Source organism: Bacillus sp. RC51 (assembly GCF_044908115.1).
GTDB lineage: Bacteria > Bacillota > Bacilli > Bacillales > Bacillaceae_G > Bacillus_A > Bacillus_A mycoides.
Genome location: NZ_JBIYCW010000027.1, coordinates 25,067 through 39,580 on the forward strand (window position 1 = coordinate 25,067; position 14,514 = coordinate 39,580).

The following is a 14,514-nucleotide window of genomic DNA, read 5'->3' on the forward strand; positions in this document are numbered from 1 at the left end:
ATTCCTTACAGAAACAGCTGAGCTTTATGGCGGAATGTAAAACGTTCTTGTAACTCTGGATTAAATCGCTCTTTTGACTTTTCTAGAAAGAACTTTGCTGCATCCTCAGTCTGTTTTAAATATAGGTCGATACTAGCTTTTTCACAAAGCTTGTCATATTCTTCTTGAGAAAGTACAGCAATATTCACTTCTATTTTCTTAGCAGTTGCAGTTTCAATCAATACGTCGTACCAATAATAATTAGGCTTACCAGGTATTTGAATATCTTGTAGTGAAACGCTGAACTCCGCACCTTCTTCTGTAATATGTTCAAGTACTAGTTCTGGATTTGCTAATGCCTCTCTCACAGAAAGCACTCCCCCATTGGCTGTTGATGCAGTTGTAAATTGCAAATTCATTTTCATTTTCCACCTTTCTCCAAATAAAAAAAGGCAAGCGACACCCACTGTAAAAACAGCGTGTGTCGCTTGCCTTAATTCATATGTTCTGATTTAATTGTAGTTTTAATTATATGTTCAAACGTTATTCTACCACCTTAAATAATGAAAATCAATAAAATTATATAATGTTATATAAAAATAATAGATTAATATAACTCAACAAGTTTACGTCTTTTCGGATGAACGTTATTTGCAGTACGTACCATGATCTGTTCATCCATGTCTATATGGATACTTTTATTTTGGATTGATAGCAGTCGTACATTTTCATAAGTGTCCATCAGAAGAATATCTCTGGGCTTTTCACGTTTAGGATAGATAACTACAAGTGGAACACCGTCATCCCCTTCTCTTCTTGAAAACACGACGTCATCTAATCTAGCGATCATTCGATAATCATTTTCGTTCCCAAAAATAAAGAAGAAATCTTGTATAACGTCTTTGTCTCGCCTATAAGTTCGACGTAGACCGCCATCTATTGGTTCCTTAAATATTTGTACGTTCTCAACAAATGCATAACGCCATTCAGCATCTCCTACTGTACGTTGAGATAAAGGCACAAGAATATCTTGTTCGAAATTTTGGTTGTCATCTTTTCCAAGAATGATATCTGAAATAACGTCTCCAGCATCTTTAAGTGAGCAGACGTACATATTTAGATTAGGTATTGTCATTAAAAGTTCGTGATACTCCCTCATAGAAAATAATAGATTCTTCATACGTACGTATGGTGGTTCTGCTTCTTCTGCAAGGAACATTGATTTGTCGTACATGACAAAAATAACTGAAACATTGTCCTTCGTTTTTTGAGCATATTCTACATACTTGCCTACTTTTTCAACTAAGGTAGAATTGGTTTCTTTACACATATCCATTTCAATATAGATATTTTTATCTTGATATGAAATGTGTTCATCAGGTATCACCGGTAACTGGCCATCCTCAATTTTCATATTTTTCTTCAGGTAATAAGAGCGGATATCTAATTTATATAAAATCTCATTATTTTGTGTCTTCTCTGTAGTAGCTAGTAGAGTACGAACAAGAACCTCACGTGAACATAAAGTGTGAAGTGAATTTATACGTGAATATCTTTTTTTTGAAGCGCCAGGTGGGAGCTTCCCTATCTCTTTTAAGAATTCAATTATTTTCTCTTTCAAGGAAAATAAAGCGCGTTTTGTTATACTGTCATCCCTTTTATCTATTTTTTTAGTTAGGATAGCACCATATTGGGAGTATCGGTCGAGTTTTGTAAATACGCTTGCTTCTGAACATTCCCTCCCCTCAAATGCACTATATAACGTAGTGATTTGACGTGTTGTAAGGGCTCTTTTGTAATATAAAACTGTAAAAACAAATATGTCTGCTTCTTTTAGATGAAAATATTTTTGGGTACCTGGTCGTTTATATTTATACAGTTTCTTGAACATTATATACACCTCGTATCTTAAATTAAACTAAAACTAAATAAGTATCATTTTATATATACTAGTACATCTAAATATTGGTTGTAAAACAAGAAAAAATGAATGAGAGGATTTGCCTTCTAGAGATACCTACTCTTGTACTCCAAAGTTGGGATGATAACTTGCTTTATAAATCTGTAGAAAATTATTGATTTAATGGGATTTACGAGTTTGTTCTGATTGTTAGGACGGGGTACTGCTAGATACCTAACAAGCATTCAAAAGAAAAATTACTAATAAAGTGATGTTATACCGCCCTAACAAGACGTAGATAGGAATATTAAGATTTTTATGGATTGAAATTATTCAAGAATTATAAAAAGGATTTTGATAACAAAGAGTGATTTTCTTTCCTCGTTATTAGATTATTAATTTCTTTTTTGTGATTGAGTGTCTACTTCTATTACTGGTTCAGTGCGAGATTCAATTTTTTGTAGGCTTTTCCTTTTGTGTTGAATCATCAATTTACTTAGATGAAAATTAATGTTATTTCTTTCTGAATCAACGGCATGGTATAAATACGTCCATGGGCTCTTTACCTTAATATAGATCCCCATTCACTAAACCATAAAACTACATAATAAATTTTGAGATACCGTCTTTTGTTCATATGAAAATAATGGAGTGAAAATGTCAGAACGATCGAAGTAAACTACTCAATCATTTTAAACTACAAAGTGTTTAAAATGATTGAGTAATTTTGTGGATATGAAATTAACAATCTTCCCTAATAGATTTTTAGGAATGACTGAAATTGATAAGAAATTGGATTCACATGCAGCACCCTTGTTTTTACTGCATACACAGTTGTGCGAATTAATAAAAGAGTTAAGTTAAGTGAAGAAATGCATTAACATAACATTAACAATCCCTTTTCTAACAAGAGATGAATCATGTAAAAGCAAATTGTTAATGAAGGGAAAATGAAGTATGAATTTTTATAGAAACTTAATGGAAGCTTTTAATCAATATAAATAGATGAGTGCAATGTTAATTATTAAAATACAGAACTTTTCCCTCATTATTATATAAGCGGTACATATAATTCTTATACACACAACTTACATGTACCGCTTACTATGTAGTGTTGATGTGAAATTGATATATATAAGAATGGAATTTATTGATATATATAGTGTTTAATGTACGCTGTATATACAAAGTGTATATATAAAATGCACAAGGTTTTGGATTGATAATTTATAAGTTTTATGTCAATAAAATAGAGCTATTTTTTGATATGTTCATTTCATGTAGTCATGATAGTAAATCAATCCTTGTTAAAATGTGAATTACATGAAGTGTGAGATTGATATATCATATATACGCTTTATATATACATCGTATATAAGAACCTATGTAAAATAAGGATTTCTTTTATTAAGAGACTTATAAGTTTTATATATAAGTTTTATATAGAATGACTTGATATACGACGTATAATGATGTACTATGTTTCTAGGAATAATTAACCAATGCTTTAAGGGGGGGACAACTTGAACGAGGTTTTAAGTGAAAAATATCAAACAATCAAGTTTGCAGATGAAGTAGTAAACATGTTTGCTGATATTCTTGAACAAGATGAGATACTATACAGTGTATTTCTATACATAGGAAACGTAGTAAACAAACAATTTCAAGAGACAACATATATGAGGGGCATATCCATTAATGAAATAGTGGAAAATGTAGTTATAGACAGGAGAGTAAAGAAAACAAAAGGAAAATCTTATTCATTAGAAGTTGAACGTACAAATATATCAAGGCGTTCGGCTGAAATAAGTGTGAGTACATTATCATCAATGTCTTTAATTTATGAAAAGACTATGCACCCATATAAATTTTTAATCTTAACTTATAGAGGACAACAAGTACTTATTGAATTAGGAAAAAGAAAAAAAAGTGAATAAGGAGAGATAAAATAATGGCAAAGAACTTTTTGAAGAATGAAGTAGCAGTTAAAATGACGATGATTGGTTTTGGTCAAGCTGGTACTAGAATGGTAGATAAATTTGCGGAATATAAACATACAGACGGAACAGCAGTATATAACTGCTTAGCGCTAAATAGTAATGATGGGGATCTAGCCGAACTAAAAAATGTACCAAAAAGCAATCAAGTTTCACTTAAATTAGGTGGTTTAGGTAAAAACCCTGAGCGTGCGGTAAAGGTTCTTGATTCAAATGATGACGCAAAAGAAAAATTAAAAGAATTTATAACTGAACGTGTAAGACCATCTGATGAACTTGTTTTGTTTTTTGCAGGACTTGGTGGAGGCACAGGAACTTCTACAATCATTAAGGCCATTGAAGAGTTTTCGGCTTTTCATAATAAGCCAGTAATTAGACAAGAATTACAAAAAGTTGCACAGCAATACCCAATGGCTGAAATAAAAGCAAATCAAGCGAAGTTTACGAGAATCGCCTTTGAAAATGCTATTGAACGCAAAGACTTTATAAAAATGGGGATTGTTGTAACACTGCCTGTCCGAGCAGATGGGCCAGATGTATTACGACAAGTAAATAAATTTTCACAGGAGATTTGGAAATTAGCAAATGATAAATCAAAAGGTGTAGCATTTGTAGTATTTGCTGATAACCAGCACTTTTATGATGAATTTAAGAAATTAAATGAAAATGAGAAAAAAGGTATTGCCAATTCACGAGACTATGCAAATCAACGCATTAGTGAGATTATTCATGAGTTAAATACTGCTGCCAATGGATCTGGTACATCTGTAATACTTGATTCTCAAGACTTTAAACGTATTTTACTTGAGAAAACGGGCTGTTTAGTTATTAATAAGGTTTCACGCAATATGAACCAGATAGAAAATAGCCATGCAATTATAGAGATGTTCCAAGAGTCATTAAGAGGAAGCTCATTCCATCCTCCAATTGATTTGATGAAGAAAAATAACGATGGTTCTGTTGAAGCGTCAAGAGTACATCATTTTGGCATGTTGGCTATCTTAGATGAGCAAAAAAACATTGATGATTCCTTTATGGATGATGCTAAAGTAGAAGTTTCAAATAATCTACCTATAAATGGTACCGTTTTTAACGGGTATTTAGTAAGTAAGAATGATTTCTTAGGAAGTGTATATACGTTCTATAAAACTGATGCATTACCATCAAGGTTATCTAAAGGTTTAGTAGAAGAATTTAATGAGTTTAAAGAAAGACAAAGCCAAATTCAGTACACAAAGTCTCAAATTAGTACAATAGAGAATGTAGATGATGATGACGACTTAGGCTTTGCATTTGGAGATTTTATTGATATGGGTAGTGATGAAGAAAATAAAGATGCTGGAGCAAATGAAGATGATGAATTTGCGGATTTCCTAGATCCAGATAAGATGTTCGGTACTACAAAATAAAGAAAAAGTCTGGATAAAGATCCAGACTTTTTTGTTATTCCACAGTATTCATAAGAGATTTTATATAATCAATAATATTATCCTGTATGTACTGCTCAATGAAGAGTTGTTTTCTACCCAAATCTTCCTCTTTTTTAAACCACCCTACTTTTCTAGTACGCTCTTCTCCAGGTTTACTATTCCACAGGCTTTCTGCTTGTTTTCTTAATTCCTGACGTGCTCTATGCTCAATAATGAAATTATCCAGTCTATCTTGGCGTTGGCGTAATTTTATGGTTTCTACATCTTCTGGTTGTGGTAACTGTTTTAGTATATTTTCAACCCTTTCTTCATAATGAGATTCAATATGTTTTATTTTTTCTTCTAACTGCTTAGTTACCATTTTTTCGATAATTTCTGCAGCGGCTTGAAGGTTTAATTCGGTAGATACTTCATTTGTTTGATTCTCTGGTGAAACTGGTCTTAAATCAAACTGGTGTGGTAAAAGGTCAATAATGGCATCTAAAGACCATTTTTCATCTCTTTTTTGTTTTATAAATAGAGCAATTTCAAGATCTAACGTATTATAGAGTTTTTCGTTTGTGTTTTGGGTTCTTAAAGTTTCGTGAAGCCCTTTTTCCTCTAGAATGTTGAACCAATTATAAACAGTATTATGATGACGCCCTACTAGTTTAGAAAATTCAGTTATTCGCCATGCTTTTTCAAAAACAGTATCATTTAATATGTCATCATCATTAGTTTGATGGTCTTGTGATTCGTTTTTTTGGTCAATCACTGTAACTACCTCCTTAAAAATCAACTCATAAACACCCTATTTGTAATTAACATGTAAACTGAAATTGACATGTTAGGCATTAATTCGATAATAATCATGTAAATCCCTACCTGTTCAGTAATTGACATGAAATATAAAATTAACATGTAACCGAATGTTTGTTAACAAAACATTAACTGTTAACACGTAATATGCTTGATTTGTTGATATTACTGTTAACTCTAAGTGTCTAAATGGTAATGTTCTATCGATGAAAATACCTATCTTTTATGTTAGTAAGATTAATGATAGTTGCCATGAGATTAACAAATCATGTCACTTAATATTAATGATAAGGAAATATAGGTGTTTTGTAAATAAGTTATAAGGATATAATTAAAGTATACTATGGAAAAACAAGCATACTAAACTAAGGGATTTAAATTATAATGTATAAAAACTAGAGAAAAAGGTAATAATACTACTACATTAGTATTATTTGGTGAATTTAAATGTACTTAGCGATATAGGATCAGAATCAAGATAAATAAACTGTAAGAGTTAATTCCCACTCTACGCTGCCATTAATGTGAAATGTACGAGTATTTTAATATGGTATAGGATACTTGGTTGGATTTGCATAGTTAATTTAATACTGGTAGCTTTTAAACAACTTAAAGACGTTATTTATCTAACATAAAACGCCTTGTTTTTTAATAAAGGTGAAAATCATCCGATCCAGGGGCGAATCTTGAGTTTGTATTGACATTAACATGGAATGTGACATTGATATGAAATAAATTACACAAGAACAGCCTCTTATCAATGTTAATGTCTTATCAACTAAAATAACCATAGGCACCTGCTGTATCTATGGTGGTCTTCCATAAAGGGGCACTTTCAACATAGAATGTTCAATAATCGCTTTGATTAATATATAAATAAAATAAATATATAGTGATGGATTTTATAGAACACTTTGATATGAAGGTTAAATATGCTAAAGTTTCCTTTTGATCATCTAAATAAGTCGATCAATACCTTTTCGGTGTTAATTGATTAATTATGTGTGCAAATAACAAAGTGAATAAAGAGAATGAAATTAACATGTTGACCGGTTATTGAGTGATATTGTTAAGAATATCTATATTATTATCATTAACATGAAACTATAATGCTATTAACAAGAGATTGATATTTGAATACGATGCTATACTTGTTGTTAATTTTGTATCAACTAAAAGGACAACTTGTTAAGGGTTTAGTTTCATAGAGTTAAGAGTGAATTTTGAAGCTCCATCGAAGTAGTGTTTATTTAGGTGAAATATATCAAAAAAATAATTGAGATTTGTTATAGAGGTTATTAATACACTGAAGTATGTATTGGTTTATAAGTTTTATTATATTTTGTTAGCTTTTAACTATGGTGCAAGCCTGGGCAGGTTCTATAGGTATTTATAATTCTAGTCATTTAGAAATGTTTCTTATAAGGTTGTTAATGATGTCAAATGAATGTGTGTGTATACTTGTTCTCCGCTGTTAAATATTGATATGAAATCAACATTTAACAGTGGGAATCATATTACATGTTAATGTCAGTTGATATGTTAATGTGAATGCATTCTCTGGAATGAATTTTAATTGTTTACATAACATTAATATGTGAGTTAATTATGTACTAAGTAGTTTTGAAAATCCGGCTGTATATAAGGGTTGAAAGGTTTTGGTGCAAAAACTCTAAAGTTTTTGCAAGTAATCTTCTAAACTTGGACATACTGATAGTGTTACGCTAAAAAAAGTGTGGTTGTTATGGGGAAAGTCTATTCAAATGGAAATGATAGGAAGTCGAACGCATATTATTAACAGTAAGAAGATATCTACGGTACAACTTCTAATTAAATCAATTATAGGTTTTATTTCTTATAAAATTTAAATGAGAAAATGTATTGACATTTTAATTTTATAAAGATAATCTATACATGAATATCAATTGTTTAAGGGTTATATACAAATAAATAAATAAATAAAAATTTGCTAAACGGACACACCGAAGGCGCATTACCTGCCAGCGGTGTGTCTTTTTTGTGTTTTTGGGGAGGGGAGTAAAAGAAGACTATGAATGCGCAAATGGCTTTTTCCCAACAGAACTTTAAGGTTCATGGGGTTAAGTTTTTCGATGGATTATTAAACATCGTGAAACTAGAAAATGAACGAAAAGAATTACCATCTTCAGCTTTAGCTACTTATATCTTGCTTCACTTTGAATGTAATGATATTGGTATGCTACCACGTGAATTTCAAATCATGGATCTTGCTAAGAAAAGTGGGATTCCCTACACAACAATTTATACGGGGTTTCAAGTTTGCTTGGAGCATAGGCTCGTAAAAGAGACACCTGTTGGAAATCGTACTGTATATGAGGTTGTAGATTATGCCTTGTATAACCATACTGCTGCAAAAACTACAGATATATCACTATCATATTTCCGAATTCCATTTCATCTTATTCAAACAACTATACTTAGTAGTCTTGTAAAGGCTCGTGATAACAGAGGGATTATGTTCCTATTAGAATTAATAAATACTTTTTCGAGAAAAATTGGTATGGAGCATTATAAGCACCAGATTCAAGAGTTCGAGATTACAAGAAGAATGGCTTTTTTAAAGGATAAATTGAATCGTAATGCAAAGAAGGTACGACAATACATAGAAATTTTAAAACCAATTGTGCAATTTACAGCAATTGATTCTAAGGAAAAAAAGTCTAGCGACTCTCGCATAGCGCGTGTTAGAAAACAGGTGAAGCAAGTCATCATTGAAAAGTTCAATGTGGTGTTTTCTTCAAACTGTGTAATGGAGAATGATAAAAAAGATTTACATAGGCCAGTAGCGAAATGCAGAAAGGAAGCAGTATCTCGTTTAAAGTATATGGGACAATCATTACGAAAGAAAGATCGTGAAAATATGATGATTGCATTTAAACAGGAAATTGTGGACATTGCTGCATACATGCCAACAAAGGAAAAACAAAACGTATTACTGATTACCGCAATGACTTATGCATTAGATCAGGTTGAAAATTATACGAAAGAGCAAGAAATATTCTCTATTCCTGCATTTATGCGAGTACAATTTAGAGAATCCTGGACTAATTTTACGGAAAAAAGCTTGTCTGTAGAAGAAAGATACGATGTAATGATGAATTATTATAATCAAAATGGTGCCTATCCAGACTTCATAAAATCTTAAAAAATATAGTAAGCAGCAGCCCTTGTTAAAAAATCACATAAAAGCAAGGGTTATTTGGCATGTTCTTTAATTTGAGGACATGTTTTTTTGTTAAGGAAATGTCTTTACCGGCGCTTTTACGTAAATATATAAACAGTTTATGCTGCTTTTGGATACGATTCATTTTGTTTATAATTCGATTCAATACTTGTGATTATCTTAATACTATATATTAAAACCTGTGAATTCTTAGTAATATGATATTTAGCTTCTTAATTTTGTGTTTTTTATGATTCATTACTTGTATGTAATGGGGATAGTACGATATGTAATTTGGTTTATTATAAAAGAACGTATGGTATATAAGGATTCATAAGCACTTGTATTTTCTCTTTATATTTAATAATTGAGTTTAGTTATATATGATTCTTGTATTATTTATATAAAATACTTGAATATATTTTTATTTGAAATATTGTTTTCTTTAGATTAGATACATAAAAAACAAGAAAAATATAAGTGAATATATTAGCATTAGGATTTTTTGAAACTGTTGACTTTTAAAATTCAGAGATGTATTCTAATACATGAACAAAAATTCACTAAGAGAAATATAAAAATTAATAGATTCATTCTTTAGCTAAACGGACACACCGAAGGCACATAACCTGCCATCGGTGTGTCTTTTTTTATGTATTAATAACATTTGAAAGGGAGAAATCAGAACTATGAATGAAATTGTAAGCATGAGTAAAGAGAGATTTGCAAAGTATTGTGAGGATAATTCAACGTTTGAAGAAAGTATTAGTCGTATCATTAATCATTACTTTTTATTGTTAGGTAACAAAGCTAATATCCTACAAGAAAGGGAGTTTAATAACGAAGTTGAAGAAAAGAAATTTAAGAACAATGTAAAGCGCTTTGAAACTCTATTCCCAGCAGCAGCCAAGAATGCATTTTTAAAAGGATATCAACTATGCCTTGAGTTTGTACATCATCCTGAAACCCACATTCCAGAGGAGCTATATACTGATTCGAATCTTATTAAAGATATTCCTTTTGCTTTAGTAAATGCATCTGAGTTTGAATTATATGAAATCATTCGAACGGATGAAACACAGGAATTTAGTGTATTTGCAATACGAACATTTGAGGGGATTCGTCCATTACTAGAACAAGTATTTTGCGAAATTGCATTTGCTGGCGCTGAATGCGCGTTTGAACACGAACGATTGGAAAAAGGATTGGAACTAGTAAATGGGGATACCACTACTTTAACTAAAGTTCCTGTAGATCGTCTTTTTGCAATTACGCCCTCAGTAAATGGAGTTGTTGTGCATGCGGAAGAACACTGTGAGATTTGGAATCTAACTTGGAATAGCGGAGTAACGATAGACAATCCTTTCATTGAGCTTGCAGAGGTTACATTTATTTATCAAACAAGAGAGATGATTCAAAAAAGCATTGAAGATGGTGTTTTATACTACAGAATTCTTTATCTCGATACATCATTAAATGAAATTCAAGATCGACTGGAAATACGAATAAAACTTAATTCTGATTTTGAGGCACCACGACCATTGGAGCAAGTTGAAGTGGAGTATATTCTGAATGAGATTTTGGGGAAGATTCATCAACAGGCGCAAATTCCAATTGAAAACATGATTTTAATCCAACGCTAAAAGTTAAAGGAGGTCTACCATGGTCAAAAAAATTGTATTAGCCATCAGTGATACTGTATATACGGCATATTTACGAGAAGATTTTGTTGGCGCGGGATTTGAAGTGGCTGATAGTGATGTAATGCATATTAAATATCTAGATGAAATTTTAGATACGGAACAACCCGAGATTCTATGTATTAATGACAAACGATTAAATATTGATGCGGGACAGGAAGATAAACGTGAATTGATTATCTTACAGAAGTTAAGGGATATACGTTTTAATCGAGATATTCGTATTGTAGTTTTTACAGAACGTGAAAATGATGATGAGTTTTTGGCGAAACTGATTTATCTAGGTATCTATGACATTTTCAACTCTCGTAGAATTGATATTGATAATAAAGTCATCCCGCAGTTGCTACAGGAGTCGGATATTAAGAATGTAGCCGAGATTGTTGGAGCAAGTCAGGCACCGCAACAAACGAAATTACCGGACATTCCTGCTGAGGAAGAAGAGGAAGTGCCAAGTGACTTAGAGGAAGGAAGCAATGATGAACCTGCCTCTAAGTCAAAAATATTTAAAAACAAACAAAAACGTAAGTCTGTACAAGAGGAAACGGCAAAAGCACCAATAATTAAAAAGCAATATAAATTATCGTTTGAACCTGTATATGAGAAGCAGATTGGTATAGCAATTCCAAGGAAAACAATTGTTGTGGCCAGTATGAATAGGAGAAGTGGAGCTACTTTTGTTTCGCATCTCCTAGCTGCCTATTTGAATGAACTACAGATTGATGTGAACTATATAGAGAATTTATACGATGAGGGGTATACGTATCCGCTATTAAAGGGCTATACAGAAGCACCAGAAAATTATCGCAGCGAGTTCATGTTACAGCGCTATAAAGAGATGTTACAGAAGGAATCCGATATATTATCGATTCCAAAGTGGAAGCAAGGAAAGATAAACTTTATCGTAAAGAATCCGATTGTGGACCAAGAATTGAAAAATGAAACAGAGCAAGACTTTGACCATTTCATTAAGGTCTTGTTGGGGAACCAAGAAGCACCTATTTCTATTATTGATGCAGGGAATGATTGGGACAAAGCTTTATACCAAGAGATATGCGAGATGGCGGATTACATATTCTTTGTAGCGGAGCCAGATCTTCATCAAATGTTAAAGATAGCACACCCTCTTACGCAAAAAGAAAGAAAGTTAGTTTCCTACTTAGCATTAGAGAAAACAAAAGTAATTGGGAATAAATTTTCATCATCATTGTTAAAACACGAGGTAGTGGAAGAATGTTTAGGACAGAAGTTATTAGCAGCTATACCACCTTATGGGATTGAGGATGTATTTGAAGCACAGTTGAATAGTAGTACGTTACTATCAAGTCGTAACTATTATAGAGAGTTAGAAGGAATAATGAAGAAGATAGCAGAGTTATTACTACCAAATGAATTATTGAACCAGAAGAAAAGCTCCATTTTAAGCGGATTTAGATTCCGAAAGACTGAAAGTTAAGAAGGGATGATATAATATGCAAAAATTTATTATAGGTGCTGCTTCAGTATTATTATTTGTTGGTTGCCTGTTTTTAATGACAGATATGATTATCGGAGATACAACACACTCAGATAATAAGTCTGCTTTAGAGCGTGCTGGAAGTGCAGCAATGGATAAATCCGTAAAAGTTGGTGTTTTACGTGCACAAGAAGAAATTGCTATCGATCCAGAAATTTCAAAGAAAGAATTTGAAGAATCCTATAAACAAAATGCAACATTTAAGGACCCAGCGTCAAAACGTGATTTTTCTGTACATGCTGTACAAGAAAACCCAGCAATGATTGCAGTTGAAGGAGATGCGGAAGCTGCTAGTTATACCAAGCAATTTGATGAAAAGAAAGGTAACATTAAGAGTAACGCAAAACACATATATATTTATGAAGCAGATTCTGATAAAAAGAAAGCTGGAGGAAACGTGAAATAAATAAGAAAAAGTAGGTGTGTAAGAAATGCAAAATACAGTAACGACAGCGCTTTTTCTAACGCTTTCTTTATTATTAATCACTCTTATACCAGAAGGTGTACTGTATGGTATGCAGTTAGTGAAAGCGCATGATTTTGCTGCTAGTACAGTAGAATTAGCAGAGCAAACAGGTGGATTTCAGTACACGTATGAAGGAAAAAATGTGAATTTAATACCGGATATAGAGAAGAAAATGAAAGAGCAAAAAATGGATGGGTGGAAATATGAATATACGAATGGGCGCGTAGATCATAATCAGCCACTGAATTTTAAAATTAAAGCGGAACACCACTTCTTCATTTTTAAAATGATAGGAGTGGACAGTGTGAAAGCGCCAATATGGGCAAACAAGGATGGAATGGGGCAAATCTATTTCCGTTGAAAATAAAAATATTCATATAAAAGAGCAGAAAACTATGCTGAAAAGTATAGTTTTTTTGCTAGAAAAATATATTTATAAATAAATATATAAAAATACTTTACAAGCCCATTTCTATATGGAAAATATTTTCCATATAGAACAGCGGTTATAAAAACAACGCTAATCAAATAATTAATATGTTAAAACATCTAGATTTTATGTTTAATTTAGGTACAATAAGAGAATCTATAAAAAAACTAATATATTTGGAGGAACAAACAATGGCTAACAAATTTTTAAAAACAGCAACAGCACTAACAATTATGGGTACATCACTATTAGGAGCAGGAGCATTTACTGCTAAGGCTGATAACACAGATTCATTAAAATTTAATGATGTTCCAGCTAATCACTGGTCTACGAAAGCAATCTATGATTTAGCAAACCGTAAAGTAGTAGCAGGATACGGAAATGGACAGTTTGGTTTTGGTGACAATGTAACTCGTGGACAGGTAGCGCGTATGATTTACGCATACGTAAAACCAGCAGATGCAGATGCTAGTTTCAAAAATCCATTTACAGATATTAAGGGACACATGTTTGAAAAAGAAATCTTAGCACTTGCGAAAGCGGGTCTAGTAAGTGGTTATGGTGAAGGGAAATACGGTCCAGATGATATTTTAACTCGTGAACAAATGGCACAGGTACTTACTAATGCATTTAAATTTAAGGCGACAACTACAACTTCATTTAAAGATGTTGATAAAAACTCTTGGGCGTATAACGCAATTAATGCTTTAGAAGAGAATGGTGTTACATCAGGTACAGGAGGAAATATGTATTCACCACAAATGCATGTAACTCGTGAGCAATACAGTCAGTTCCTATATAACTCTATTAATGTAATTGAAAAAGAAACAAAACCAGAAGAAAAACCAGAAGAAAAACCAGAAGTGAAGCCAGACCCGAAACCTGAAACAAAACCAGAGGAAAAGCCAGAAGTGAAGCCAGACCCGAAACCTGAAACAAAACCAGAAGAAAAACCAGAAGTGAAGCCAGATCCAAAACCTGAAACGAAACCAGAAGAAAAACCAGAAGTGAAGCCAGACCCGAAACCTGAAACAAAACCAGAAGAAAAACCAGAAGTGAAGCCAGATCCAAAACCTGAAACGAAACCAGAAGAAAA

11 protein-coding genes are annotated in these 14,514 nt (G+C 32.3%); 8 read left to right on the forward strand and 3 right to left on the reverse strand.

Going from position 1 to position 14,514, the window contains the following annotated elements; all coding sequences use genetic code 11:
* Positions 1–5: 5 nt before the first annotated feature.
* Positions 6–398, reverse strand: coding sequence for a hypothetical protein (locus tag ABH959_RS28795; RefSeq protein ID WP_016096937.1), 393 nt, complete (start codon positions 396–398; stop codon positions 6–8).
* Positions 399–586: 188 nt separating this feature from the next.
* Complete coding sequence (locus ABH959_RS28800) at positions 587–1,870, reverse strand: replication-relaxation family protein (protein WP_078205621.1); 1,284 nt, start codon at positions 1,868–1,870, stop codon at positions 587–589.
* A gap of 1,532 nt (positions 1,871–3,402) precedes the next feature.
* On the opposite strand from ABH959_RS28800, the gene ABH959_RS28805 reads away from it, so the two are divergent.
* Together ABH959_RS28805 and ABH959_RS28810 are read left to right on the forward strand one after the other, a co-directional pair.
* Positions 3,403–3,816, forward strand: a complete 414-nt coding sequence (locus tag ABH959_RS28805; protein WP_078205620.1) for a hypothetical protein — start codon at positions 3,403–3,405, stop codon at positions 3,814–3,816.
* A gap of 14 nt (positions 3,817–3,830) precedes the next feature.
* Positions 3,831–5,285, forward strand: coding sequence for an FtsZ/tubulin family protein (locus tag ABH959_RS28810; protein ID WP_002069458.1), 1,455 nt, complete (start codon positions 3,831–3,833; stop codon positions 5,283–5,285).
* A 34-nt stretch (positions 5,286–5,319) separates the two neighbouring features.
* Here the strand turns inward: ABH959_RS28810 and ABH959_RS28815 are convergent, their stop codons facing one another.
* On the reverse strand, positions 5,320–6,060 hold the full coding sequence (locus ABH959_RS28815) for a MerR family transcriptional regulator (protein ID WP_113937404.1): 741 nt from the start codon (positions 6,058–6,060) through the stop codon (positions 5,320–5,322).
* 2,094 nt (positions 6,061–8,154) lie between these two features.
* Here ABH959_RS28815 and ABH959_RS28820 point away from each other — a divergent pair.
* From ABH959_RS28820 to ABH959_RS28845, 6 genes are all read left to right on the forward strand, one after another.
* Positions 8,155–9,288, forward strand: a complete 1,134-nt coding sequence (locus ABH959_RS28820; RefSeq protein WP_002069460.1) for a hypothetical protein — start codon at positions 8,155–8,157, stop codon at positions 9,286–9,288.
* A 707-nt stretch (positions 9,289–9,995) separates the two neighbouring features.
* Complete coding sequence (locus ABH959_RS28825) at positions 9,996–10,949, forward strand: hypothetical protein (RefSeq protein ID WP_098342184.1); 954 nt, start codon at positions 9,996–9,998, stop codon at positions 10,947–10,949.
* A gap of 19 nt (positions 10,950–10,968) precedes the next feature.
* A complete protein-coding gene (locus ABH959_RS28830; RefSeq protein WP_404493526.1) occupies positions 10,969–12,462 on the forward strand; it encodes a CpaE/TadZ family protein in 1,494 nt (497 codons plus the stop codon).
* 16 nt (positions 12,463–12,478) lie between these two features.
* Positions 12,479–12,928, forward strand: a complete 450-nt coding sequence (locus ABH959_RS28835; RefSeq protein ID WP_404493527.1) for a hypothetical protein — start codon at positions 12,479–12,481, stop codon at positions 12,926–12,928.
* A gap of 25 nt (positions 12,929–12,953) precedes the next feature.
* Positions 12,954–13,349: a DUF4320 family protein gene (locus tag ABH959_RS28840; RefSeq protein ID WP_002139736.1), complete on the forward strand. Its 396-nt coding sequence runs from the start codon at positions 12,954–12,956 to the stop codon at positions 13,347–13,349.
* A gap of 197 nt (positions 13,350–13,546) precedes the next feature.
* Positions 13,547–14,514: S-layer homology domain-containing protein (locus tag ABH959_RS28845; RefSeq protein ID WP_404493528.1), on the forward strand; the 968-nt coding region annotated here is incomplete at its 3' end.

Excerpts from the sequence above, each read along its gene's own strand:
- ABH959_RS28810 (WP_002069458.1), top strand. The coding sequence starts at position 3,831 with ATGGCAAAGAACTTTTTGAAGAATGAAGTAGCAGTTAAAATGACGATG.
- ABH959_RS28840 (WP_002139736.1), top strand. The coding sequence starts at position 12,954 with ATGCAAAATACAGTAACGACAGCGCTTTTTCTAACGCTTTCTTTATTA.
- ABH959_RS28830 (WP_404493526.1), top strand. The coding sequence starts at position 10,969 with ATGGTCAAAAAAATTGTATTAGCCATCAGTGATACTGTATATACGGCA.
- ABH959_RS28795 (WP_016096937.1), bottom strand. The coding sequence starts at position 398 with ATGAATTTGCAATTTACAACTGCATCAACAGCCAATGGGGGAGTGCTT.
- ABH959_RS28820 (WP_002069460.1), top strand. The coding sequence starts at position 8,155 with ATGAATGCGCAAATGGCTTTTTCCCAACAGAACTTTAAGGTTCATGGG.
- ABH959_RS28825 (WP_098342184.1), top strand. The coding sequence starts at position 9,996 with ATGAATGAAATTGTAAGCATGAGTAAAGAGAGATTTGCAAAGTATTGT.
- ABH959_RS28835 (WP_404493527.1), top strand. The coding sequence starts at position 12,479 with ATGCAAAAATTTATTATAGGTGCTGCTTCAGTATTATTATTTGTTGGT.
- ABH959_RS28800 (WP_078205621.1), bottom strand. The coding sequence starts at position 1,870 with ATGTTCAAGAAACTGTATAAATATAAACGACCAGGTACCCAAAAATAT.